Annotated in this window: 17 protein-coding genes; 1 reads left to right on the forward strand and 16 read right to left on the reverse strand. The window is 48.7% G+C overall.

Annotation, left to right across the window (positions count from 1 at the left end; genetic code table 11):
• Positions 1–49: 49 nt before the first annotated feature.
• The 5 genes from MKY01_RS29520 to MKY01_RS29540 form a co-directional block, all read right to left on the reverse strand.
• The gene (locus MKY01_RS29520; RefSeq protein WP_076209731.1) at positions 50–697 is read right to left on the reverse strand and encodes a beta-mannanase; all 648 of its coding nucleotides are present in this window, start codon (positions 695–697) and stop codon (positions 50–52) included.
• Positions 698–716: 19 nt separating this feature from the next.
• Complete coding sequence (locus MKY01_RS29525) at positions 717–2,000, reverse strand: vWA domain-containing protein (RefSeq protein ID WP_017691845.1); 1,284 nt, start codon at positions 1,998–2,000, stop codon at positions 717–719.
• Positions 2,001–2,085: 85 nt separating this feature from the next.
• A complete protein-coding gene (locus MKY01_RS29530) occupies positions 2,086–4,533 on the reverse strand; it encodes a transcription initiation factor TFIID (RefSeq protein ID WP_339284561.1) in 2,448 nt (815 codons plus the stop codon).
• Between the two features lies 1 nt (position 4,534).
• Entirely contained in the window at positions 4,535–7,924 is a 3,390-nt protein-coding gene (locus tag MKY01_RS29535) for a tubulin-like doman-containing protein (protein ID WP_076253675.1), read from the reverse strand.
• A gap of 241 nt (positions 7,925–8,165) precedes the next feature.
• Positions 8,166–9,959: a VWA domain-containing protein gene (locus MKY01_RS29540; RefSeq protein WP_339284563.1), complete on the reverse strand. Its 1,794-nt coding sequence runs from the start codon at positions 9,957–9,959 to the stop codon at positions 8,166–8,168.
• A 408-nt stretch (positions 9,960–10,367) separates the two neighbouring features.
• Here MKY01_RS29540 and MKY01_RS29545 point away from each other — a divergent pair, with 408 nt between their 5' ends.
• On the forward strand, positions 10,368–11,300 hold the full coding sequence (locus MKY01_RS29545) for a hypothetical protein (protein WP_076209727.1): 933 nt from the start codon (positions 10,368–10,370) through the stop codon (positions 11,298–11,300).
• Between the two features lie 491 nt (positions 11,301–11,791).
• Here the strand turns inward: MKY01_RS29545 and MKY01_RS29550 are convergent, their stop codons facing one another.
• The 11 genes from MKY01_RS29550 to MKY01_RS29600 all read right to left on the reverse strand — a co-directional run bounded on the left by MKY01_RS29550 (position 11,792) and on the right by MKY01_RS29600 (position 25,913).
• Positions 11,792–13,396, reverse strand: a complete 1,605-nt coding sequence (locus MKY01_RS29550; RefSeq protein ID WP_339284566.1) for a DEAD/DEAH box helicase — start codon at positions 13,394–13,396, stop codon at positions 11,792–11,794.
• 1,500 nt (positions 13,397–14,896) lie between these two features.
• Entirely contained in the window at positions 14,897–16,348 is a 1,452-nt protein-coding gene (locus MKY01_RS29555; RefSeq protein ID WP_339284568.1) for a SulP family inorganic anion transporter, read from the reverse strand.
• A gap of 518 nt (positions 16,349–16,866) precedes the next feature.
• Positions 16,867–18,537, reverse strand: a complete 1,671-nt coding sequence (locus tag MKY01_RS29560; RefSeq protein ID WP_076332465.1) for an AarF/ABC1/UbiB kinase family protein — start codon at positions 18,535–18,537, stop codon at positions 16,867–16,869.
• Positions 18,538–18,918: a phasin family protein gene (locus MKY01_RS29565; protein ID WP_036612779.1), complete on the reverse strand. Its 381-nt coding sequence runs from the start codon at positions 18,916–18,918 to the stop codon at positions 18,538–18,540.
• Between the two features lie 72 nt (positions 18,919–18,990).
• A complete protein-coding gene (locus tag MKY01_RS29570) occupies positions 18,991–19,629 on the reverse strand; it encodes a ThuA domain-containing protein (RefSeq protein ID WP_339284570.1) in 639 nt (212 codons plus the stop codon).
• Positions 19,630–19,672: 43 nt separating this feature from the next.
• Positions 19,673–20,395, reverse strand: coding sequence for an SDR family oxidoreductase (locus MKY01_RS29575; RefSeq protein WP_339284572.1), 723 nt, complete (start codon positions 20,393–20,395; stop codon positions 19,673–19,675).
• Positions 20,396–20,573: 178 nt separating this feature from the next.
• Positions 20,574–22,073, reverse strand: a complete 1,500-nt coding sequence (locus tag MKY01_RS29580) for a cobyrinate a,c-diamide synthase (RefSeq protein ID WP_339284574.1) — start codon at positions 22,071–22,073, stop codon at positions 20,574–20,576.
• A 206-nt stretch (positions 22,074–22,279) separates the two neighbouring features.
• A complete protein-coding gene (locus MKY01_RS29585) occupies positions 22,280–23,110 on the reverse strand; it encodes a uroporphyrinogen-III synthase (RefSeq protein WP_339190910.1) in 831 nt (276 codons plus the stop codon).
• Between the two features lie 130 nt (positions 23,111–23,240).
• Positions 23,241–24,443: an endospore germination permease gene (locus MKY01_RS29590; protein WP_339284576.1), complete on the reverse strand. Its 1,203-nt coding sequence runs from the start codon at positions 24,441–24,443 to the stop codon at positions 23,241–23,243.
• Positions 24,444–24,499: 56 nt separating this feature from the next.
• On the reverse strand, positions 24,500–24,721 hold the full coding sequence (locus MKY01_RS29595) for a hypothetical protein (protein ID WP_036612790.1): 222 nt from the start codon (positions 24,719–24,721) through the stop codon (positions 24,500–24,502).
• Positions 24,714–25,913 (reverse strand): Ger(x)C family spore germination protein, encoded by a 1,200-nt coding sequence (locus MKY01_RS29600; protein WP_076253682.1) that lies wholly within the window; start codon positions 25,911–25,913, stop codon positions 24,714–24,716. The genes MKY01_RS29595 and MKY01_RS29600 overlap by 8 nt, the downstream gene beginning before the upstream one ends.
• Position 25,914: the final 1 nt, after the last annotated feature.

Genomic DNA, 25,914 nt, shown 5'->3' on the forward strand with positions numbered 1-25,914 from the left:
CACTTGCACTACGATGACAGAGTAACCTTCCAATCGCTAGTGCAACTATCTAGTCTGATATAAGCCGATAGGCGGCTCCATATTTCGGTCCGTCCGTGAAGAATAATCGCACATAATCATCCTTAGCAACTTCAACGGGCGGCATCTCATTTCTTCCGGGAGCAAAATCACTCACAAAAGGATACACCGTACCATCTTCCTTATTCAGCGGAACCCCGCCCTGTTTGCGAACATAACAGAGGGCTTCCTTTGGAACAGGTACTTCCGCTGTGACGGTGATCAATACACTTTTTCGTTTCTGAAAAAAACCGCTCTTGTAGCGAATGGAAAAGCGGATATCCGCCTTCCCTGCGCTTGCAATCACCATGTTGTCCTCGTCTCGTTGACGGATCAGTACAGGTCCCTCTTCCTCCATCTGACACACATACACGGTGTACTTGATGGCACCAAAACCTGTAATCCGATCCGTGTAACCATTGCTCGCCTTATATTCCTCTCTCGTGTACAGCTTCAGCTTGCCCTGTGCAGGCTCTTCCCCGGTACGATCATCGCTCATCATATCCAGCTCCAGCCGTTCCACATACACAGCTTCTACCCGTTCCGGCCAGAGCCAGCGAAGTGTACAACGCCCTTCGTCCACCGCAAGTGTCAGTTTTCGAATCAAGGGTGTCGAAGGGTCTGCATCCGTAAACCGCATTTCCATTGACCTCCCGACGTTAGAATCCTTTGCTGCGTGTATCTCTTGGTCTCTGACCAAACCCTTCGGCAGAAGAAGTTCCGCCGCCAGCTTCACGACGACCCCTGCTCTTCCGCGGCGTGTTCTCCTTAATCGGAACAATCCAGGAGAAGAGGGTCAATACGCCAGACAAAATGAGCATCGCACCAAGACGTACGAATGTATCCCCCACGTTCGAACCGTCGAGTCCCCACTCCAGCAGAAGCCCTGCCAGTAGACCCGACACCGCACCACCAATACCAAAGCTGAGGGCGAGATGACGGTTATCAAACACGAGTCCGAGTGACACACCCAGCGCCACGCCAATCAGTAACACTGCTGCTACACGGAAAATCGCCAGATAAACGCTGTGCTCCATCATGCCTGTACGCTCCGTTACCAGCGTCCGTTCATCAATCGTATCGTAGATCTGCTGGAATGCCAGATTCAGACCACCGGAATCTGGTACATCATAGTACATGCCGCCCGTTTGCTGAGCAATATTACGTAGCAGATCCGTACCTGATGGGTCCACCAGGCTTAGTCCGACTGTATTAATAGAGATCTGTTCGTTGTTATATTGGGACAAAATATCGGTCGTGTCCGCTTCACTGAAGCCATCGGATAACAAGATGACAACGGTACCGCGTTTCGGGTCCTGTTTGCCCTGAATCTGCTCCATGCCTTCCCGCAGCACGGCATCAAAATTGGTGCCGCCCGAAGTCGTGACAATGCCATCGATTTTGCTATAAACCTCATTCTTGGCCGCTTCACTATCCAGCGCAATAAACGGCTGTAACAACTGCGGTTGGTCATCAAACGTAATGACAGCTACCTGTTTGTCACTCTCCATCTGGCTGATTAGTGTCTTGGCGGCTTCAAAACGTCCGTTATCCGGATCTGTCTCGCTCATGCTGCCCGAGTTATCGATCATCAGTACGATGTCCTTCACTTGCTTCACACCGCCCGGATTGATCTGATACAACAATTGCAGGGCGAGTCCAACAACAAATAACAGAGCCAGTGTTGCCGGAACAAGCAATTTCCACGACAGTCCCAGATACCGGAGCTTCCATGAAGCGCCATTCAGCTTGGGTGAGATCATCTCTGCGATCAAACAGAACAATCCAACGCTCAGCGCCAGTACGCCAAAGTATAATCCCATCAGCAACAGACGTGGCATCTCCCCAAGCCATTGACGCAGCATGATTTCTCCTGCCGCAAAGCCCACTGCCCCGCCAATCAGGCTGAACAGGACCAGGAGAAGATTGATTTTTCGCTGCATGTCTACATGCATCCTTTCCATACCAGCCGTAAACAGGCTGAGTTAATACAAGATTGGTGCTGGGTGTCAGGACACTTCCGGCGTCTTAACGAATGGGTGACAACTTTTCCACCAGACCAGCGGGGTGAAGTTCATAGCCATTCTCCGTGTACGAGTCATAATATACCTTGCCGTTCCGATACACCATGAGATCCTCCAGATGGAAACCGCCCATCAGATTCAGCTTCTCCACGCCACTACTGCGTTCTTCGTACACCACACCTAACTTGTAGATACGTGACGTCTCTTCGGCATGTGCCGCGTAGTCCATGAAAGCACTATGATGGTCACCAAAGAAATACTTCTCTTCATATCGATGTTCCTGCGTATAATCGAATACCCGGATCCGAACAACCGCCTGATCCTCCAGCGTGTGGTACAACCTGCGGAACAGATCATCGCGGGTTAATACATCTTTATCTCCGTAGGCAATCGTGACATTCGCCCGTTGCAACAGTTCTTCTTCAAATGGCAATCGCAATGGCTCGGCCGTAAGCAGCAACGAGTGACATACCTCCATCAGTCGTTTCAACAGACGGTCATCGCCTTCTGTGGCAAGCCGGTTCATGTCTCCCATGTAACGGTCCTCAAACCATACATCCCGTCCGCGTTTGGCTTCCAGGTCGATGATTAGCTCTTCCGTCACTTTGCCGTAGTACTCCATCACGTTCTGGCCGATGTATTCATCGGCAGCAGCGATACTTTGGGCAGCTGTCTCTCGCAGTGTGCGTTCCAGCGCTTCAAGTGCTGCTGTGACGTGACGACTAAAACGATGAAGTTCTTCCATCTCCGTATCGTAGATACGCAGCAGATGTAATTCATTTTCCAGTCGCAGTAATTCTACCTTTGGTACATACACTCGCTCCAGCATGCAGTCAATCAGATTGCGCACATTCTGTTTATCACGGAACAACGCTCGTTTGAACGACTGATCTTCCACTCGCTCTTGCTGACGTTGCTCCAGCAGAGCACGTGCCGATTCAAGCTGCATCGATTTATCCCGAATCAGTCCGAGCAGCGCTTCACGTACACTGCCAGGCTCACTGTCACTCCAGGCCGCCCACTGGAAGTAGCCAACCTCTGGATGCTCCGCGCGGGATTGTTCGGCCTGACGGCGCAGAGAGCCGCCAGAGCTGCGCTCACGCACACGCTCTTCGACAAGACGGACAACGTTATCGCGGAAGTACGCTTCAGCTCCTTGTCCAAACAACGCTCTCTCCGCTTCACGAAGTGAGAGCGGCTTCAGATCAGAGAAACTGACGTTATGCGTCATGATGCCACTCATGCCACTAACCAGATCTTCATTGGGCAGCAGGCCTTCGACTTTGCGTTCCACTGAGGCTGCGTCCAGTCCAAAGAAAGCGAGCTTGTCCTTAATGCTCCAATCCGGCTCCTGCCGCATGCGTGCGAGCAGATACCGATACAGGTGATATAACACCGCCAGTGCAATCGGCTTGTTTGGCCGCCTGATCTCGGCAAAACCCGCGCTGGCATAACCATGCTGATCAGAGGTGGTACGAATATTGTTTTTAAAGGATGTATTGTTGTAGGTGTTCGCTCCCGTGCTTGAAACGCTACCCGAGTGATCTACATCCTGCTTCCTGTTCTTCAGCAGGCAGATCCGGCAGATGATCTCAGCATTTTCGATCCAGCCACCGGGAACGCCGGTTCCACGCTCATTTTTGTCGGACAACAGATATACCAGATCAAACAACGGTGACGCGGGATGTGTAACCGGAATGGAGATCCCATCCTCCGTCACCAGCAGTTTACCGCTGAACGTGTAGTCCAGCGACTGCATATAATCCAGTTCCCGTAGAAAAGCAAGACCTGCTGCGCTGGCATACCCGAAGGAATCCACCTGTTCCATCTCACTGACCAATACATGCAGATCCGTCTGCACCGACTTGAAGGCTTGGGACAGAATGGTCTCCGTCAGCTTGGTGAGCTCCGGCAACAATACATTCAACGGATCATCCGCTCTGGTTACCACCGTAACGTAAATCCGATCAAATGACGAGTATAACCGTCCATATTCGGCAATTCGGTTACTGACCCGACGAAGCGTACGATTCAGATCGTAGAGCGCCTGATCCGATTCGTGGAAACTGCGGTGTACATCCTTGCGCCGTGTTTTGGACGGTCGCTCCGTCTGCCCAACGGACAAAGGCAAGCGGTGACGAGTCACCTGACCATCATCGGACGAGCCACCATTCCTCTTTTCACCCGGATGCTCTTTCTGATCTTCTGTACCAATCTGAACGTAGACCACACCGTCTCCGTTATCCCATTTCAGCCGATTGATCTCCTGCACAGCAGACACTGCAGGTGCAACCAGATCACCCACAAACATGAACAGCGCCGGGTAATGGATACTGCTGCGTCCATCACCCAGGCTGCCTTGACGCTCCTGCTCTATTGCATACTGCGCTGCATACTTCTCCAGATCACGCTTCAGGGTATTGTTCGAATTGAACTCCATCCCGGCCGCCATCTTACTTCAGCCTTCTGCGAATGTCGTTCAGCTTGGACGACATTGTTCTGTAGAACTGATAGATGTCTTCTCCGTTAGCCAGTTCTACCCGCTCGTATTCGAGACGATCGCGCGATTCCATGAACAGCGCAGCCAGATCATCCAGCTTTGTCAGCAGTGGGGTGATATCTTCTGAAGCCGTCAGATCATTATCCCGACGGGAGGCTTTGCGCAGCAATGTACTGCGATCCTTCTCCGCCAGACCGCGGAAGTTGCCAAACACTTCATACTCGGCAAAGTTACGGCTCTTCATCAAGTTTGCGAACGGCTCCCATGCGTCTTCTTCCGGGTCACGGTCATAGACGTAGAGGGCACCTTTTTTGACGATGGTGTCAGTATATAACGCTTCGATGAAGCGGTCATACCACTGCTCTTCGTCCTGGTACTGGGCAAGAATGCCTTCGAGTTCGGCAACTTTGGCCGAGATGGCATTCATCTTTGCCAGTTCCTCACGGACACGTGCGATCAGCTGCGGAGAGCGTACCAGGTTTTCTTTGGCCATATCTTCATTAATACTTCCGAAAATATCCTTAACGCCTACACGCGGCAACCCTTCGGTTTGCAGACGCTTCAGCTCGATCACGGCCCGCTTCACTTCGCCGAGGTTCGGCGTGGTGGACGTCAGACGCATGTCGTAGGCTCCCAGTTTGGCAGACAGATCAAACGCTTCTGTTGTCACAATCGCATACCGATTGCTTGTATTCTCATCAATGGATTTGGCTGTCACAATGTTGTATCCAAGCGCCTGCTCAAATTCGTTACGCACACGGGCGTTATACTGCTTCACGCGGGCGTTCTCGTACACATCTCCCCATGATTTCTCCGGAATCGGAGACGGCAGATAGGTCCAGTTGTTTTTCTCCGTTTGCACCAAGTGACGACCAATGCCTTCTTTGTCCAAAATGGTACGTTCATAACTTTCCTCATATACTTTGAGCGGTGTATACACAAAGAGGGGTACCCCGTTGCGGGTGTTCAGCCAGAATATCCGGTTACGCACTTCACTTTCCTTAACGGTAAAATGAGATTTGCCTACCGCATTGTTCTGATAATTGCGAATCCCTTTCAAGATGCCTGGCGCCTGTGCCGGTACCGATACAAATCCCCATGAAGGGAAATGCAGACTGCCTGTACTGTTGCTCAGATTGAACACCGGAACCGCCTCATCATCCAACTTGCCAGCAATGAAACGTTCCACGAATTTCTCGACTGACTCATCCTGACCATATTTGATCACCAGGAAATCTTCCATGGAACGGGTAATCAGATCACCGAATTTCTCACTCAGGAAGTCGGAGATGGAGCTGACGATATCAATCTCGTTTTCTTTCACCCACTGGCTGGAGTTTTCTAGCAATTCACGAGAGAAGTCACGGATCAGATCATCTGTATCACGTTTATCCAACAGCCCGTCCACCACACTGACGATATCCGGTACACTCACAACGTTCCAGTAATATGTTTTGTTGCCTTTGTGATCGGCTTGTTCCTCGCCGCGTGTCAGCAGATCACCGTTCTTGGCGAATATCGAGCTAAGGGCGTTCAGCGTTTCGGTAAATACGTTATAAATGCGGCTGTTCTCTTGGTTCAGCAACTCATACAGATCTTCATAGAACTCGATCATCTGATCGTTGCGTTCCACGTCGGCGTGCAGCCAGTACTCATGAATTTTTGCTTCAATATAAGCATTCTTTTTCTTCTCTTTGGAGACAAAAGCACTCTTCGCATCGCCCAGTTTCTCTTCGGACTGCTCCTGAGCTGCTTCAATATCACGTGGAATGCGGAAGGCATTCTCACGCAACGTTTCGATGTACGACTGAATCATCTTCAGTACACAGAAACCTTTTTCCGTATAAATCAGACGGGAGACATAGAACGGACCTTGTTCGGGATGCAAAAACATACGCCGGATCTGTTCGGTGAACTGACCGGCAATCTCGCCTGGCAGTTGTTTCTTCGCCTTGATATATTCTTCACGGGCACGAGCCAGGAAGTTCTGTTCCAGTTCGGTGTCCATATTCACAACCTGTGATTTCACCACGTTGCCATAGGATAAACGCTCACTGTTCTGATACCCAGGCAGTGGCTCTGGCACGCGCGCTTCAAAGGACTTGACCACACTTTCGAGATCAATACCCAGCTTGCGGGCAAACTTCTCGGTATCCTCCTGGTTTGGTGCTTTGGAGAACATGGTGTTCATTTTATCGAACATGCGATACGCCAGATAAGTGGTCATCTCTTCAATCGGCAGGACAGCCGAAGATGCACCGATGATGTTGTAATCATAGTTAGCCGGGTACACCTTGTTCATCTGTGCAATGTTGGTGCGAATGTTGCTGATATAGTCATGGATCGCAAACTCCTCACCCGACTGCTTCTCCTCACTTGCCATGAAGTTGGTAATGTTCTCGGCCGTGACGTTCATGCAGTAATCGTAGGCGTTCTCCAGCAATTTGCCTTCGGTATTCGTAGCAGAGATTAGATGACACAGGTTAAATGGAGGCAGTGGTGAGTTCACGGTTAAAATATTGCCGTACTTCTGTGTAAACCGCTCACCGCGGCTATCCACGTTCATCCAGTAATCCAGCTCTTTGAGCGCAGCATATCCGTTTTTACGAATGTATTCACGAGTGTGTTCACTCAAGCTTTTGTTGGACAGGTTCACATCTGGCGTGAACAGATATCCCAGCGTATTCACGCGGTCAATCCCGGCAGAGCCGTGATCACGTTCGATAATGCCGCGCACGATATAGGAAATATCGAGGAAACAGCCGCTGCCTGTACCGCCGGACAGACCTGTCAGCAGGAACACCATCAGTTTTTTGTTGGTGCCTACGGATAAGGTTTTGATCTTTTTGTCGATAGCCTGTACGACCTGATTAATCTTGGTGAACAGGAGCAGACGTCCAGCCTGACGCACCCCTGCGGCGCCGTTCATGCCGTCCGTAATGCTCAGTTCGGGAGACAGCCAGTCCGTAATATACGGTTCAAGCACGCTACGGTTCTGTAGAAGTCCGCCAATTTCGGCATTGGACAGCAATACGAATTCATTGATCGGATCAAGTCCGATCCCTTTATACTTTTTGGCACGATCCTGTTCGTTTGTCTCAAAAGCCAGAAACTCCACATTGTCCGGCTTGTCCATTTTTTTCTTGGATACCGGGTCCTGTGGCAGCTTGAAACGACGGTTGATTTGATATTTGAGACGCAGCAACGCATCAATTCCCGTTCCTCCCAGACCAATAATCAGAATGGGATTATCAATCGTATCAACTCTGATCTTCTCACTGACAATACCTCCGCCAAGTGATACATCCAGTTGCTGAATATGTTCTCTAACAATCGGTTTCATTCCATGTCCTCCCTTTAGTTAGACCAGTTGGGCACAAACTCATTACACTTGCCACTCCGATGACAGAGTAACCTTCCGATCGCTGTTATCCTCAGATTTTTTTGGTTCCCTTTTCTAAAGGGAAAAATCTGAGGATAAAGGCGAACGCTTCGCTTCTTCAGGTTTTCTCTGTCCTCTCCGTTCTCGTGTAAACAATTATATCCAACTTAAATTTGCATTCCTTTTAAACCAAACAATCAACTTACACCAGATACTCAATTAAAATGGTCTTGTCCGCCTGTTGCAGCGGGATGCTCAGTCGGTCACCGTTCTTCAGTTCAACGCCTGAGCTTGCATCGACTGCACGACCGGATTTCTCCAACGTACCGCCTGCGCTGTTACGGATTATAATTCGATCCCCATTGCTGGGCGTAAATACATATTTTTCGGTTTCCTTCAGCTCAGGGTCCAGTTGCAACAACTGATGTAGATGGAATCTGCCCCGGAAGGATACCAGCTTTTTATATTGCGGATAAGACTTGTCTCCCGTGTTCTCATCACGAATCTCCACAACCATCTGACCTACAAATCCCCGGTTTTTGCGTTTCAGCCAGCCCATCAGGAACCAGGCACCAACACCAACCACGATCAGGGCTATAACACCCAGGATGACAGGCAACCAAGGAAACGGCTTGTCCTGTTCACCGCCTGACGTTGTTGGTTGAGATCCACTTCCGGCTGATCCACTCGCGTTGATCGTGATTGGCTCACTTTCACGGTAGAAGCTGTCTTCTTCCGCACGGATGACTAATTCATAGTTATGATTGTCCGGTACTTCAAACGTTCCGGCAAAACCAGAACCTGTGTTTTCCAGCGGTTGTTCTTCACTTTTGCCTGTATCTACATCTTTCACCACCAGCGTCGCCTTCATATCTGTATACAGATCATTATCCTGAAGTGGCTGACCGCCATTCTCCAGTTTGGCTGCAAGATCTACCTTGTCCCCTTTGGTATAGGACTTGGTCTTAATTGGGTCCACAACGAGCTGAAGATCATAGTTGAACAACAGGTTGATATCGATGCTGTCTTTCGGAGCCCCTTTTACCCGAAGTTTCCAGTCACCTTCTTGGGGTTTCAACAGCTTCACGAGTGAATAACTCTTCGACGTCGAGAGCTTGGCTGCGTCCGATTTCAGGTCCACAGCTTGTCCGGAAGGGTCCGTCAATTGCACTTCCACCGGCTTCGAAGACATGATCGAAATGTTTGCTTCCAATACACTGTCATTCGGTACATTCACGGTAACTTCCTGATAACTGCCGTTTCCCGTTACAGAGGGCAGCTTCACCACATTCAGTTTGGCATGATCGGCGAAGATTTCACTCAGAATCTGTGGCAGATCATCCGGCGTATCGGTAATGAATGATTTACCTCCAGTCTGCTGAGCCAGATCTGCAAGTGCATTCTTGTTCAGCTTGCCATCGGCGTTCAATCCAATCGTATACACCGGAATACCCTGATCCTGTGCTTCCTTCACGGCTTTTGCCAGGTCAGCATCAGATTGTGCCTGTGTACGGCCTTTGGTTTTGTTAAAGTCATTGTTGCCATCCGCCAGTAGCACGATCATTGGCGAGTGGGCTGGGTCTGCACCATGATTCAGTATGTTGACGGCTTCGGCGACACCAACTGAGACATCGGTATATGGCCCCCGGCCAAGCTGATCAATAAAATCCTTCAGGCTGCTCTTGTCCGCATCGGACTGAATCTCCAGCATAGCCTTTTCCCGCTCCACCTGATCGGTATAAGCGACAATCCCTACCTTGTCCCCCTGGACGGGCAGCATATCAATAAACATTTTCATGGCTTCATTACTGATCTTGTCACGGTCACTTGTATTCATTGAGTTACTTACATCGGCTACAAGTACCGCATCGATTCCGCTTGTCTGTGCCTGAGCCGCTGCAGCTTGTGGCAGCAACGCTTGAGGTAACAGTAGCGTTAGAATTGTCAGCAGAACCATCGTTCCACTAAGCCAGCGTATTTTGCGTGTCCGCAGCATTGGATGTACTCCTTCACGTTTGAGATTAAAATGGGAATAGTTTATTATAGGCGTCAAGCCTTAAGGAAATCTTAACAGTCTACTAACAAATTCTGAAAAGCACCCCTATCTTGAGTTACAGTTTTGTAATGACTGACAAAAATCGACGATTTCATGCCTTGAACTGGCACAAAAGTACCAACTATGGAAATATGATATAGTTATTGCCAGCAAACTGCAATATAACAACGCTTGTTCACCAAGCCATAGAAGGGAACGGATTATGGTTACATACGGATGCCTCGCCATATTGTTTCTTTTTGTCATCATAAAGGTAATTGCACTCCAGCTTCATCGGAGGAAACCAATTTCCCGCGAAGACACGGATCGTACCCTCTACACTATTCTGAATGGTGAGCGTGATTAAGCATGAGTACTAAACTAGTTGTATCCATACGACCATTTCATCGAACGACCTATGCCTATGAAAAGTTGCAAGTCTGCTCACGTTGTGGACAGTACACCTGCCTGTGGGAAGAGGAGTGCACGGCCTGTGGCCGGGGTACCCTGAACTCCGTTCAGTCGAAGGCGACTTCCCGTGTGAAACGCCGCATTGCACGCGACCTGTTCATTACCATATTGTTCGGTGCTGCTGCCACCTATTTTGGTGAAACCATAGATCAGACCATGGCGGCAGCCAGCGTTTCCCTGCTGCTTCTGGCCTTACTCATCTTCATGCAGAAACGTTCGTTCGAGGTAGAGCAGCAGCGCGAGTTGAAGCGCACGTTGCAACAGGATGAGGAACTCATCCGCCAGGGTATTAACCGCAACTGGGCTCTGGTCGCCGAAGCTCGAAAGCAGGATGAAGCACTTGCCTATGAGATGCTCCGCGAGATCGGCTCACTCGTCTACAATGACCGGATTCGACTGCAACAGGTTGCGCTGTTACAATCCTTTGTCCTACGCAGTGATATGGATCTGCAGCTCAAGCCCTTGCTCTTACGCAGCTTCGAGCGGCTGCTGGCTGAATATATTGGTGAGATTGCTCGGCTTAAGCCGGATTTGATCCGTGAAGATGCGATTCGTTATATCGCGACCTATGAAGTGAACATTTTACAGCTCCACAATGGAATTCAGATACTTACAGCCGTAGCTGCTGCTGCCGTGCGCAAGAGCAAATATATTGAGTTATTCCCTAGTCTTATTACCCGCTACGCCCGCTTTATGCCCAAGGATCGCTTCATGAGACTTTATCACACGATTGAACGCTATCCGAGCAAGGCACGAGGGGGATTGGCAGAGTCGGTAGGTCGGGTTTATAACGAGAAATATCGGGATCAATATGCAGATGTTCAGCTGTAGGGATGATATATTGAGAAAGAAAAACGTAGTTTAGTGCAAACTCACTCCCTGTATATAGACGAATGCAATTTCATCCATCCCTGCATGCGCGTCAGCACCACAGATCGAAGGTTATGCTTCTAATGATATAAGAATTAATCCAAAAACACCCCATCCTTAGGTCTAGGATGAGGTGTTTTGAATTTTATGGCAGTCTGCCACGTGCTATGCGAAGTACACGGACAGAAAGAAAAACTAGATGAGGAATATCTAAATGGCATCTTCCATGGATCAAGCAGGCGCGCCAACAGGCACTCGAAGATGACAAAAAGAATAAGCGGAAATGAGCATCTGTCCTGGTGAAAAAGGGCCGCGACGTGGTTCCGTCGCGACCCTTGATCTGAAGGTTCGGTACATCTGTACCCGAACCCTCTAATATGTGCCATGCCAAACCCTGTGGCATGGCATGGTGCCCGCGCAATTGCGGCTGTATCGCCGCTTGCGCCAAGGCTTTACCGTCCGCGACGAGAATCGCGACGGTCACCCTTCGCCTGTCCGCGTCCTGCGGATTCCGGACGGCGAGAGCCTTCGCTACTTCGCCCGGAGGTGCGCTTGTCGGCACTACGGCCAGCCCAGCCGCTACTAGCTGCGCGGCCGCTTTGACCCGTTGCTCCGCGACTGCTGTCGCTGCTACGCGCGGAACCACGACCTGCGCTGCGCTCGTCGCCACTGCGACCCGCACCGCGTCCACCTTGACCCGCTGCACCACGACTGCTGTCGCTACTGCGCCCACCGCTACGACCACCACTGCGTCCGCCTTCACTGCGGCCACCTTCGCCACCGCGGGAACCACGCCCCCCACGTCCGCCATCTCTGCGATCGTTACGGCCTGCACCGCGACGGGCACTACCAGTTCCGGAAGAGCGTCCGCCTGAACGTTCGTCATCCCCTTGACTGTTGATGGAACGTCTAGCTGCTCCAGTTGAAGCAATTGGACCTTCGCTTGTCCACTGGATACGGGACAGCTTTTGGTCAATACCTTGTTCAATACGTGCAAGTTCCGGTCTGTCGTGCTCTGTTGCAAACGTTACAGCAAGACCTGTACCGCCTGCACGGCCCGTACGACCAATCCGGTGGATATAACTTTCCGCATCATGCGGCATATCGTAGTTAAATACATGCGTAACGCCTTCAACATCAAGTCCACGTGCAGCTACATCTGTAGCAACCAGCACTTGCAGTTTGGCATCGCGGAACGCTTTCATTACGTTCTCACGCTTGGATTGGGACAGATCTCCATGAAGTTCATCACTTGCATAACCTGCTTCACGCAGATCTTGGTTCAGCTTGGATGCACGACGTTTGGTCCGACAGAAAATAATCGCCAAGTATGGGCGATACGTATCAATCATGCCGCGAAGCGCTTCTAATTTACCACGATCCGTACATTCCAGCACTTGCTGGCGAATTTGTTTGATCGGGATAACAGATTGGGAAGATACTTTTACATCTTCCGGATCTTTCATGTAGGTCTTCGCCAGGTTACGAATGCCCTTAGGCATCGTTGCTGAGAACAGCATTGTCTGACGTTTATGTGGTAGCTCGCTAAGAATCGTCTCCACATCGTCCAGGAAGCCCATGTGCAACATTTGGTCGGCTTCATCCAGCACCAGTTTTTTCACATTATCCAGCTTCAACGTGCCACGGCGCAGGTGATCCAGCAGACGACCCGGTGTACCAATAACGATCTGGGTACCGTTCTGCAATTTACGCAGTTGTTTATCCACATCCTGCCCACCGTATACGGCAAGCACGTGCAGTTTATCGTCATTTGCCGTGAGCTTCTTCGCTTCTTCCGTAATTTGCAGCGCAAGCTCACGCGTAGGCGCGATAATCAGCGCTTGCGGAGAACGGTCGGATACGTTAATTTTCTGAATAATCGGCAGCAAAAATGCCAGCGTTTTCCCTGTCCCTGTCTGTGCCTCAGCGATAATATCGCGTCCACCCAACAGTACCGGAATCGAACGCTCCTGTACCGGAGTCGGCACGGCGATGCCCTGATGTTTCAGGATCTCGCACCATTCCGGGCGAATGCCCAGTTGTTCAAAGTTTGCCAATCGTTACACCTCTGTATATTCATTTAGATAAGTCCATTTCATAATGACCTTAGTATCAGTATCTGCCATCAAGACTAGTTTTCCTTATATCAATCATGATTATGAAATGAATTTTTTAAAAAGCAATCCACTCGTTGCTCTTCTTCTCCATACCCTGTAGTTTACACGTTAGTCAAGCAAAACAAAAGGGGATACAGCGTTACACCCCCAACTTGTAGCACAAAACCCCAAGATCAGCGTAACTTGTATCGACCAAGTGAGTTTGAGGACGGTTATGAGAGAGTGTGTGAGGTTGGTTTTGAGAGTAACTATAGGAGCCCCTCTGAGAATGATGATGAGTGGAGTAAGCTAAAGCGCTAGCTCGAAGTATGACCCTGACTCTGTAGAATGGGGTTGAGGATTGAACTGCACATGGTCAGGCGGAGGTTATGCGGGCTACAGTGTCTGATGGCGCTCCTTGAGAAAGATGTATTGGATCGTTATGTTCATAATCCTTGGATAGTTTAGAGATTTCGTTGAGATTGAGATAGCTGCTATGATTCTATAAATTGTTGTACAGGATATTCTGAAACAGATCAAAAGGAAGCTATTTTGCAAAAGTTTCAGGAATTGAAAGAGTACCTCACATAACTCCGTACATTGAGATCAAGATTCAAGATTTCTCGTGGTTCAAAAATAGCTCTAACGCTGAACCTCCCACGTACCACTGATTCTAACGAATCCAGGGCACCCTATTACGCCAATTAAAGCCGTTTGGATTTTCTAACGAACTCCAGTCACTTAATTACTCGGAAATACCCGCGAAACGACATCAGTATAGGTGGAATCAGCAAAATAAGATGTCTAAGATTCGTTAGAATAACGAAAACATGAAATAACCCCATATAAGACGTGCTAAGTTCGTTAGAATTTACACATAGGGAAGGACACAAGCATCAACACAGTAACATCACCTACAGCAATAACAACATATACTAGAACCAGAACACCAACTACAAATACTAGAACTAGGAACAACAACAAGCACTACCTATACTTCTACTAGAACTACTACTACAACTGCTACTACAACTACAACTTCTACTAGAACTACTACTACAACTGCTACTACAACTACAACTACAACTACAACTACAACTACAACTTCTACTAGAACTACCACTACCACCATTAGAACTACTACTACTTCTTCTTCGTTCTTTTTCTGTTCTCTTCTTCACTGTACACACCACACACTCTAATAAAAAAAAACAACGACGCCCTCTCCCAGACTTACATTGGGAAAAAGTGCGCCGCTGATAAGAAGTATATTTTTATGTTATCTACTACATAGGGCTGTCACATGTCTGCTCAACACTACTTTAGGACAGTAGCCTTCATAACTTTATTACTTGTTTAGATCCTTAATTCCAGATTTAATAAACTGTTCATTTTTCACCTTGTCCGCGTAACTATAATCAGACATTGCACCTTTGGACAACAACCTTCGTTGCAACCAAGTTACGAACCGTGCCCTCCAGCTGTAGCAAACCCACTCCGTTCAAGAATGCGAGTGCTCTCCTCGTTCAACCCGCGCAGGTGCACGGTTTTGCCAAGCTTCGCGTATTTGAACTTCACTTTGCCAATAGCCACAACCGCAGTGTTATCCCAGATATGTGAACCTCCGAAATCAATCGTGATCTCCTCCGGATCGGCCTCTGCATCGAACTCATCCACGAATCGGGACGAAGAACCGAAGAAGAACGGTCCGTGAACCCAATATACTTTCTGCCCTTGTTCCTGGCTCGCCTGTACGCGAATCTTGGTCTGTTTCCAGCCAAAATGCAGCACACTGAGCACAACGCCGACCATAACCCCGATCGACAGATCGTGGGTATAGACCACAATCGCCACCGTCACGATCATGACAAAGGCTTCCGCGCGCGGCACGCGAGTTATATTTTTGATAGAACTCCAGTCGAATGTTCCGATACACACCATAAACATCACACCGACGAGTGCCCCCATCGGTACCTGTTTCACCACACCGCTAAACAGCAACAACAGGATCGCGAGAAACGCACCCGCAGTAAACGTAGATAATCTTCCACGTCCACCAGACTTCACATTAATGACCGACTGCCCAATCATCGCACAGCCGCCCATGCCGCCAAACAAACCGTTCACGAAATTCGCAATACCCTGACCACGCACTTCACGGTTCTTGCTGCTCTTGGTCTCGGTCATCTCATCCACGATGGTTGCGGTCAGCAGAGATTCCAGCAATCCAACCAGTGCCATGGTGAATGAATAAGGTAGCAGAATCATCAGCGTGTCCCAAGTCCACGCAATATTTGGCAAGTGGAACATCGGCAGAGTGCTCGTTATATTTCCCATGTTTCCTACCGTTCTTACGTCCAGGTGAAACACCACGGTAATAATCGTCATTACGACGATTGCAATCAGTGGAGCTGGAATGCCTTTGAAAAACCGTGGCAAAATATAAACGATCGCCAGCGTGCCCGCTACCATCGCATACATGATCCAGTTCGCTCCCGTGAAATGGGTTAACTGCGCCATAAAGATCAGGATAGCCAGTGCGTTAACGAATCCGGTCAGTACCGAATGAGGCACAAACGTAATAAATCTCCCAACTTTAAATATGCCCAGTAAAAACTGGATAATGCCAGTCAAAATCGTAGCCGCAAAAAGATATTCCACGCCATAATCCTTGACGAGTCCAACCATCAGTACCGCCATGGCACCTGTTGCCGCCGAGATCATGCCTGGTCTTCCACCAGCAATCGAGATCACAATCGCAATCGTAATCGAAGCGTATAATCCGACCATCGGATCAACACCTGCAATGATGGAGAACGCAATGGCTTCCGGAATTAACGCCAGCGCTACCGTAATGCCTGCCAGCACGTCTCCGCGAATGTTGCCAAACCATTGTTGTTTTAAAGTATTCATATGTTCTTGCCGTTCCTCCTACGTGTATTCCTTATAATGGACAATCCTGCTGATGAGTAACGGAAGCCGTTCACACTAACCAACTACCCAGGACAGCACAAAACAACGGATTCCTCTCCGCGTCATTCACCTATGCTCATCCCTGAGTTGCATCATTATTTACCATCCATATAGCCTTGACGGGTTAATATGCACTCATGTCTTTTCCGTTCCAGTGTGTACCGCTGGTGTTCCATTACTGCCTCAGTTGTCTTACTCGTGCGACATCAGGAGCTGATCCTGACGCCCATAGGTTTTCCCCTCTCAGAAAAACCGGGTCCGTTAATGTACTGACCTATTATTATAGTCACAGGACCGGATATGTACTAATACAGTTAAGACGAAAAAACAGAACCTTTTCTTCTATTATCTTAATCTTTCTATAATTTACTCACCAATTCTCTATTCACAAAAAATAACCCGCAAAGATCCTTTGAAGAAAGTCTCTTTACGGGTATTCTTGTGATGTAATGCTGTTGCTAGAACCTTCCCGATTTGAATATCGAATAGAGCAGGAAAGCCACCATCAAAATCGCCACCAGGAAACCAATCTCAATGACCGGAATATCCCACAGCATCGTGGACTGATGACTGATCGACGAACCGATAATCAGGCCCACCATGATGATACAGAAGGCAAGTAACACAATACTGAAAGACAGCCGATTGCTGATCTGGTCCATTCTGCGCATGAGTGCATCCAGTTCAGGGACACTAATCTCCAGCCTCAGCTTGCCTTTGCTAATAATGGATGATAATTGCCTTAACTGCCCTGGCAGACCAATGACACTCTCGGCCATATCGGCCGCACTGCGGAACAAGCGATTCTTGATTCTTCCAGCGCTAAAACGTTCCTTGATCAGCTTCCGCCCAAAAGGCTCGGCCATATCTACAATGCTCAGGGAAGGATCGAGATGTTCAATTACACCTTCCATCGTTAGCAACGATTTACCGAGCAGCAGAATATCCGCAGGCATGACAACCCGGTGCCTCTGGGCTACGCCGAACAAGTCATTCAACGCCTGACCCACACTAATCTTGGAAAAGGGAATATCGTAATATTTGCTACGCAACTTGTCCAAATCCACATGAAGACCACGCAGGTCCATGTCATCTGGCATCATGCCGAGTTTCTCAATCGCCCGGATCATACTGTCGGTATCTTTGCGCATTAACCCAATAATAAGCGAAGCGAGCTGTTGTTTCATCTCATCACTCAGACTGCCCACCATACCGAAGTCTATAAAAGCAAGACGTCCATCCTTTAATACCATCAGGTTGCCCGGATGTGGGTCAGCGTGAAAGAATCCCTGAATAAAGATCTGATTCAATAATGAATCCACCAACCGCTCGGCAATGTTATTCAGATCATGACCGCGTCTGACCAGTTCTTCACGATCATTGAGCTTGATACCTTCGATATACTCCATAGTGAGCACACGGGACGAAGTCTGATCCCAGTAGATTGTCGGGATTTTCACCTTGTTGTCCTGTTGGTATTGCTGTGCAATCTTTTCCGTATTTCGGCCTTCGACCGTATAATCCAGCTCGGCCATCAACGCCTGAGCATATTCTTCGACCATTTGCGGAATCTGATATTGCTTCACCCAGTCCCAGCGCTTCTCGGCCATGGCTGTCAGTTCACGCAAGATATCCAGGTCACGCTGCACAATACGCGATATGCCCGGCCGCTGAATCTTGATGGCTACCGACTCACCGCTTCGAAGTTTGCCCAGATGCACCTGTCCAATGCTGGCCGCAGCTACAGGGGTATCCTCGAACCGGGAAAAGATCTCCTCCAGCGGTGTATCCAATTCCTGTTCCAAAATACCCCGTGCCGTCTCGGAAGAGAACGGTGGGACCTGATCCTGCAACTTCACCAGCTCGCGAATGACAGACTCAGGCAACAGATCTGCCCTTGTGCTTGCGAGTTGCCCCAGCTTGACGAAAGCTGGCCCCAGCTCCTGCAGCACAAGCCTGATACGTTCACTCAGCGTTTTGGTGGTGTGTGCTTCACGCGACATCCACCGTCTGGGCAGAGCCAGCAGCTGGAACAAGCCCAGCTCCTCGACCATATAACCGAAGCCATGACGCACGAGCGCCATGGCAATTTCACGGTATCTGCCGACATGTTTGATTCGCACTGCCATCTACTCGATCTCGTTTCCTTTGAGAGGAGGAGGAACTTCAAGTGGAGCTGGGGATTCATCAGGTTGAAGCTGTGGTGAGTGGCCCAGTTCGGCAAGTTTTTTCTCCAGAACGGCAACGCGCTGTTCCAGACTGGTTACATCACTTTCGGATGCCACACCAGCTTCCTGAAGCACACGCTTGACCTGTTCTTGAATCACTCTCTTGAACTGGCCTTGCTCTTCATCGCCCCGTTCCAGCAGACGTTCAACCAAAGCTTTGGATTCACCGGGCGCAAGTTCCCCGCGCTTGACCAAATCATCCACGGTTTTCTCAATTTTTTCTTTGCTTACGACAGTAAGACCAAGCCCTAACGAGATCGCCTTTTTGAACAAATCGCTCATTTTTGTCATCCTCCTCTTCGTTGATCTCTATATTATACCCCTTATACTCTGCATGCAAAAATGTCAGTCCGATCAGACGTAACGCGCAGCCCATTTGCCTGCTTGCAGAAGTAACTTGCGGTACGTTTCGTGTGCAAAAGACGGCACATGGTGACCCGGCATCAGATAAACAATACGCCCAACACCATATCGATGAGCCCAAACCGCAGGCTTTGGTCCTTCTTCGGATTGATATTCAAGCAATATTTTCGTTTCGGCAAAAGAACCAAATTCGAACTGATAAGGCTCTTCTTCCATTGTGAAATTCGTAATGCCCTCCGTCACGGGATGGCTTTCCGCCGTTACAGTGAATTCAAGCGGTGCATACGCCGGATGATGCAGGAACTTGGCACCGATCATCTGTTTGAGCTCATAACGATTTTGGAGCGAAATGCCGTTATGTATAATGACCAGTCCACCCCCATTACTTACATAGGACAACAAACCTGCTGTCTGCTGTGGAGAGACTTTACCCTTCCAATCGTCCATGTATGAGATACATACATCAAACCCGGTTATATTTTCTTGCAGCAACATATTCCGATTCTCACTGCACTGCACAGTCATAGTATCATGGAAAATTCGGCTAATCTCCGCATCCACCCCCTGAAGCGGGTGCCAATCCGGATGTGTATAATCGCCAAGTAATAGTGCTTTTTTACGATGATCCATTCAATTAATCTCCTTTCTTGTTCACCTCACTGTATAAAACCAACTACCAGGGGAGCTTCTCTCCCTTGTAGTCCACATATGCGGGCTGATCTCCTTTAAACTGTTCATGGCGGTCGATAAGTACTGCGATATGCTGTGCAGATTGCTCGGGCGTGAGATCCGCAGCAACATCCAATTCGCCCCTCATATAACTCTGTACCCAACCGGGATGCACAAGCATCACTTGTCCGCCTTCATCCTTCAGACCATTGTGCACAAGACGGGCCTGTATGTTCAAAGCAGCTTTGGACATACAATAGGCATACCACCCATCCCGACTGCATTGTTCTATACTTCCAGCCTCGGAAGAGATATCAACAATCAGCTTGACCTGTCCTTGAAGAAGGAGGGGTAACAGGGAATGAGTCACACGCAGTGTACCTAAGGTGTTCACATTAAATACTTCAGCCATCTCCGCCATATTCAACGGCCCGCGGATATGATCCGTAATACTTCCTAGTATAGCCGCATTATTGATCAGCATATCCAAATGATTCGTATCCAGCTTCAATGTCTCCGTGAACAGAGCTACCGACAGGTCGTCCGCGATATCCAGTTCGATGGCGCGCAGATGGTCAGGATATCCTTCTGCAAGCATACGAATTCCCTCGGAATCTTCCACGTCCAGACCGGCCGCATACACGAGATACCCTCTCTTCAGCATCTGTGCCGTCAAAGCCAATCCCAATCCACGAGCAGCTCCCGTTACACATACGGTTCTCATCATGATGTCCCTCCCTCGCATAATGATTCTGTCTTTTATTCATTCCACATATTCATCTGAAAACCTTTAATTCAGAATAGGATTGCCAACTTCACGACCAAAGACTCAGGAGGTAAAAGCAAGATTAGAGCCATTTTGCTTATTGAATTCAGCTATCTATTTGAGCTATAAATAGCTGTTATTATCTCTGCATATCTCGCTCCTGCCGATAGGCTAAACAATGTTCCACCCATCTTCGAGCAGCTGCCGGATAAGAGCCCAGATGAACGTGCGTATACCCCGCCACGATGTTGCCTGCGGCATATCCCTCTTGCTTCAAGCCACGCATCCCCTTGGTCTCATACGCATAAGGAATCGTTTCTTCATCACGATAGGTCATTGTCGAATAATGAAATTCATGACCCCGAAGTACTTCACCCTTTTTCAGCAAAAAGGAATCCCGAACGCTACTTGCTTCACGGTAGCCAAGCGCAGCGCGCTTCTTCTGCATCTGCACCTGTGCGGGGATAATGCCCGCCATGTCGAAAGTAACTCCCTTTCGGTCGATCAACGTTTCTCCAAGCACCATGTAACCACCACACTCGGCAAATAAAGGCATGTTGGATTGTACTGCCTGTCGAAGTCCTTCCAAGAACTCTTGGTTACCGGCAATCTCTGCTGCAAATTCCTCTGGAAACCCGCCACCCAAATAGATGCCATCCACATCCGTTGGAATACCTTCACCAGCGAGCGGACTGAAGTAATGTAATCGGGCCCCGGCTGCTTCGAGCAATTCCAGATTATCGGGATAATAGAAATTAAATGCCGCATCGCGCGCAACGGCAATGACAGGCTGTACTGCATATGATACATGTCGATTATTAACGTGGATCACTGAATTGGAAAGTGAATCGTAATTAGAGCCTGATTCATCATTAGCCGAATCAGCGTGGGCAGTAGTTGCAGAACTCACTTCTTCTGCATTCAAAGGCGGGGCGCTTGTCGCCAGTTCCAGCAGAAGATCCAGATCGGTGCCCTCCATCAACACATCGGCAGCCCGCTGAAATAAGGGTTCCAGTTCACCGCGCTCAATGGCAGGCACCAGCCCCAGATGTCTCTCGGGGATGGACATGTCTTCATCCCGCTTCAGCCAGCCAACCACCGGAATGCCGCACATCTGCTTAATGGCTTTTTGCACAATGGTATAATGACCCGCACTTCCACAACGGTTGACGATTACTCCGGCAATATTTAATTCAGGCTCCAGCTGTTGAAAACCCAAGACAATCGCGGCCGCACTGCGAGCCATGCTGCGTACGTCCACAACCAGAATCACAGGGGTCTGCGTGACCAGAGCAATCTCTGCAGTTGAGCCTGTATTGCTGAGCGGATCTTTGCCATCGTAAAGGCCCATAACGCCTTCTATAATGGAAATATCATGTCCCGCCGATGCCTTCTCGAACGTATCTCTCACGTATTCAGGCGATGTCATCCATGCATCCAGATTACGTGACGGTCTGCCCGTGACGGCGGTATGATATGTCGGATCAATAAAGTCCGGGCCACATTTGAACCCTTGTACACTCAAGCCACGCTGAGCGAGTGCTCTCATTAGCCCCAAAGTTACTGTCGTTTTCCCTGCACCACTTCCGGTCCCTGCAATGATAAGTCGAGGCCTGGCGTTACGATCTGCAATGGTCATCGTCATTTCCACCTTTTCTTCGAGATAAGAAAAGCTTCTGATCGAAGCACTATCAAGGATGTACATTCGTATTTTAGTTGTAACGTATAAATTCTATAATCTAAACAAAACCGCATCATATAGCGATGCGGTTAAGATTAATGCACACTTTTTATTCATGAAGCGACGCCAAAAGCTTTTTATCGAACTGATCTAAAAGCAGGCCACTAATCTCTAATCTTGGCCGCACGCCCTGCTGCAAAGTAACGTCCAAGCTCAACGATGAGTGCTCCCATCTTCTCTTCCTCCGGAATGACCAGTGCCTCAATGCCTTCTTCACGCATGGAGTTTGCGGTAACTTTACCTACAGACGCAGGAATTACACCTTGTCTGAAGGCTGCAAGCATCGGCTCAAGCTTGTCCTGGGAGGCCGCATATTGCGTCAGAAACCTAACCTGCGGTCCACTTGTGAACGCAACAGCATCTACTTCGAAATTTAGAATTTCATTTAATAACTGTTCCAACTCTACCTCTTCTGGCGGTACATGGCGGTAAGGAAGCACTTGTCTGACGATGGCACCTTGTTCTTCCAACCATGCAACGAGTTTGGGAGCTGTCTCCCCATGAAGCTGCAACATAACCTTTTTCCCTGCGAGATCATGTGGGGCGAATTCTCGAATAAGCCCGTCCGTGCTACCGTCATCATCTCGTACCAGCGGTGTTAACTTGCGCTTTTTGAGCGCATTCACCGTCTTGTATCCCCTTGCCGCAATTGAGGATTCCGATAACACATCCAACAATTGGCCTGCCACTTCCATATCCTCAGCCATTTCAAATAATGCATCCAATCCCATACCCGTAGTTAATACCGCCCAGTCTGGCGGGTCTGAGATCCACGATACCAGCCCATCCCTGATACTCCGATCATCCAGGAATACGGTCCCCTGTGCCGGTCGCACAAGCGGGATTCCACCCATTTTTTCAACCAGTATGGACATTTCTTTTGATTTTCGTGGTCCTGTCAATGCTACACGCACACCTGCCAAATGTTGAGCCATTCATGTTCCCCCCGTTAGTTCAGCCGAATGTTCATCAGTCTGACTACAGTATACAGGGTACTTCTGTGAAGGGAAACTGTGCTTTCCCTCTTTTTGCCCGTTCATCTATAAGGATTTTTGATGGAATGCATCAGGAAGGCTGGAGTTCTCCGCCATGAGAATCTTTCCGTCTTTTCTCTCCGTCCTTTTCCGAATCAGCCGATTTTTGTTCCGGCTCATGCTTCTCTTTCTTTGGCTGGTCTCCCGCTCTCTGTTGGGTAGATTCTTTTTTATCCTTTTTGCGAGGACGAAGGAAAAGAAACAGCACGATAGGGAACATTACTTCAAAAACAATGGCAATCCATGTCCATTCCCGAGTAAAACGATTGAGCTGAATGGCATTTCGGAAGAACCAGAATGCACAGACAAATCCGACGAGAGCAATCGGACCTGTCAACACCTTTCCCGATACGTTCGGAATGATTCGCTTCAATCCCCAGCAGACAAAGTACAGGTCAAATGCAATCTTCGTGATCATGGTAGGCAAGGTTGCCGCTGCCAGGGCAAGGTCAAACCGATCCAAGAAATCACTGATTTGCAATTGTCTTGCCAGTTCATAGGAGGGATACACCAACCTTGAAGCGATAGGAACTCCAATGGAGGTAATGGTCTCCACAAGGATTAACATCATCAGGAGTGCAGAGAGGATAATACCTGACACAACCGATTTATATCGAAAATCACTGCCTTTGATAACAAAAGGTAATGCAATCATCTCTCCGTAAAACGAAAATATGTACCAACTCCCCTTGCCCACTCCCGTAACATCAACGTGAAAATACGGCATCAAATTATCCATATTGATCTGTTGAATGAGCATGAAAGGCACAATCACGGAGTTTAAGAGAAACAATGTCACATACAACTCCGACATACCGATTAAGGAGCCGAGCCCACCTCTAACGATAAAAACTCCCATAACGATCAGAGATAACACAATGATGGAGATGGGCGTGGTCTCTAACAAAGTTATGCTGATATAATCCCCCGTTAACCGGATATCCCTCGCAAACACAAAGAAAAAAAACAAAATGTACATCAATCCTGCGAGCCTTCCCAAAAAGGGGAATCGCCCAGCAAGGGCTTGAAATAGATCCTGATCTGGAAATCTCCGCTGGACCCGACTTAACATCCACATGGATGCAAGCATCACTACGACTACAGGTATATACGAGAGATAAGCGTGTTGTTCCGCATAGTAGATAGCTTGCGCGTGAGGCTGAATTAACGTTCCTGAAATACTGAGCAGTAGCACGAGCAGGATCATCTGACGGTGTGTCACTCTCTGATTCATGATATACCTCCTTTCCCTCTCGCGATCTCGCAAACTTAATGCATCCTGTCCACAACCTAGGGCAGTGGCAGTAAGCGCTGGATAACGTGGCTTATCCATACCGACACAAATAAGGTTTTGCTTAGATTAGTCACATAGAACCAAATGCCTGTAGCCACTGCTATCAAACTATAGGATAGCCAGCGATTAATGGCAGCTGCCTGTTTCAAATGTCTGAAATCCATCAAAATGACCACGATTACCATGGCCAGGAAGGTAAATAAGAGTGGTTTAATCATGTACAACTTCATCCTCTCCGACGCCAATTGGTTTATTGCTCACCCCAACGTTTTCAATAAGGACATGGGGGGTAACCGTCACCTCAACTTCAGGGTATATGTCATCCCAACGATCCTTCATCGTGTCCCACTTGGCCGGCAGATGTTGATGAATGGATCGACCGATTCCAAGGATGTCCGCATGGTATTTTCCCTGAACCAACCGGACACCTTCCTCGATATCCAATTTTATTTTCTCGTGAATGGCTTCATGTAACTTCAGAATCTCATTCTCACGCCGGTCGCCATAATTGGATTCGTTATCTACGAGAACTCCCTTGGCATATAATTCAATATTCACGGTGACCTTATCAGCCTTGATACTGGGATGTAGTGAAGCGTTGTTCTCGTTCAACTTGATGAACATATTTCCATCTCCGCCAGGAGCTTTAACCATAATCTCCGGTGCATTGGCTTCGCCCATAGCAAGAATGAGCGCATCGGCTGGAGCTTTGTCAATCATGCCAACCAGCTTATCTTTCTTGAAAATGGCCAACCCATCCAGCTTTATGTTTGTTTTGGCGTCCTTCCACCCTTTTGGAACATTGCTCACTTTCGAAGCGACCGGCAGGAATGGATCGACACCTTCACTCAGAATGGCATCTATAAACGTTTTAAGTGAACGTGGATTACGCATATTGAGGAAGCACAGTTCCCGCACCATCTCGGATGGAAACTTCTCTATAGGTGCATCCGTATCCATGACCTCATATGCTGCACCTTTTGTGACCACTGGCAATGCAGAGAGTCGGTTCAGCGGATACCGTGTAAACAGATCGAGCATGGGGGCCACGCCATCCCGGGCAAGCTCCTCACCAATAAGCATCGTACGGCGATGCGCGTAATAGATTGTTCGTGAAAGTTCCTTTTGACCTTCAATAGACGTACCATGCACAGATTTGGCTGTATTGGATAACATGAACCAGGATTTATCCCCACTCGTGCCGCCTCCGCCTCCTTCACTACCGGAAGAACCGGATTGTCCTGGCAGAGCAATCTGAAGACTGGATCTGTAATTGTCCCCCTCCTTATCAACAGCAATACCAATCACAAAGGCAACATCGTTAATCTCCTTACGATCCCAGCAACCTGAAATAAAAGTGGTACATAACAACAGCGCTATCACTGCCCGGTACTTATATATGATCTGCATG

Source organism: Paenibacillus sp. FSL R5-0486 (assembly GCF_037975155.1).
Taxonomy (GTDB): Bacteria; Bacillota; Bacilli; order Paenibacillales; family Paenibacillaceae; genus Paenibacillus; species Paenibacillus amylolyticus.

Bases quoted from the DNA above. Each gene is read 5' to 3' on its own strand.
- MKY01_RS29520 (WP_076209731.1), bottom strand. From the start codon at position 697: ATGCGGTTTACGGATGCAGACCCTTCGACACCCTTGATTCGAAAACTG.
- MKY01_RS29525 (WP_017691845.1), bottom strand. From the start codon at position 2,000: ATGCAGCGAAAAATCAATCTTCTCCTGGTCCTGTTCAGCCTGATTGGC.
- MKY01_RS29530 (WP_339284561.1), bottom strand. From the start codon at position 4,533: ATGGCGGCCGGGATGGAGTTCAATTCGAACAATACCCTGAAGCGTGAT.
- MKY01_RS29535 (WP_076253675.1), bottom strand. From the start codon at position 7,924: ATGAAACCGATTGTTAGAGAACATATTCAGCAACTGGATGTATCACTT.
- MKY01_RS29540 (WP_339284563.1), bottom strand. From the start codon at position 9,959: ATGCTGCGGACACGCAAAATACGCTGGCTTAGTGGAACGATGGTTCTG.
- MKY01_RS29545 (WP_076209727.1), top strand. From the start codon at position 10,368: ATGAGTACTAAACTAGTTGTATCCATACGACCATTTCATCGAACGACC.
- MKY01_RS29555 (WP_339284568.1), bottom strand. From the start codon at position 16,348: ATGAATACTTTAAAACAACAATGGTTTGGCAACATTCGCGGAGACGTG.
- MKY01_RS29560 (WP_076332465.1), bottom strand. From the start codon at position 18,537: ATGGCAGTGCGAATCAAACATGTCGGCAGATACCGTGAAATTGCCATG.
- MKY01_RS29565 (WP_036612779.1), bottom strand. From the start codon at position 18,918: ATGAGCGATTTGTTCAAAAAGGCGATCTCGTTAGGGCTTGGTCTTACT.
- MKY01_RS29570 (WP_339284570.1), bottom strand. From the start codon at position 19,629: ATGGATCATCGTAAAAAAGCACTATTACTTGGCGATTATACACATCCG.
- MKY01_RS29575 (WP_339284572.1), bottom strand. From the start codon at position 20,395: ATGATGAGAACCGTATGTGTAACGGGAGCTGCTCGTGGATTGGGATTG.
- MKY01_RS29580 (WP_339284574.1), bottom strand. From the start codon at position 22,073: ATGACCATTGCAGATCGTAACGCCAGGCCTCGACTTATCATTGCAGGG.
- MKY01_RS29585 (WP_339190910.1), bottom strand. From the start codon at position 23,110: ATGGCTCAACATTTGGCAGGTGTGCGTGTAGCATTGACAGGACCACGA.
- MKY01_RS29590 (WP_339284576.1), bottom strand. From the start codon at position 24,443: ATGAATCAGAGAGTGACACACCGTCAGATGATCCTGCTCGTGCTACTG.
- MKY01_RS29595 (WP_036612790.1), bottom strand. From the start codon at position 24,721: ATGATTAAACCACTCTTATTTACCTTCCTGGCCATGGTAATCGTGGTC.
- MKY01_RS29600 (WP_076253682.1), bottom strand. From the start codon at position 25,913: ATGCAGATCATATATAAGTACCGGGCAGTGATAGCGCTGTTGTTATGT.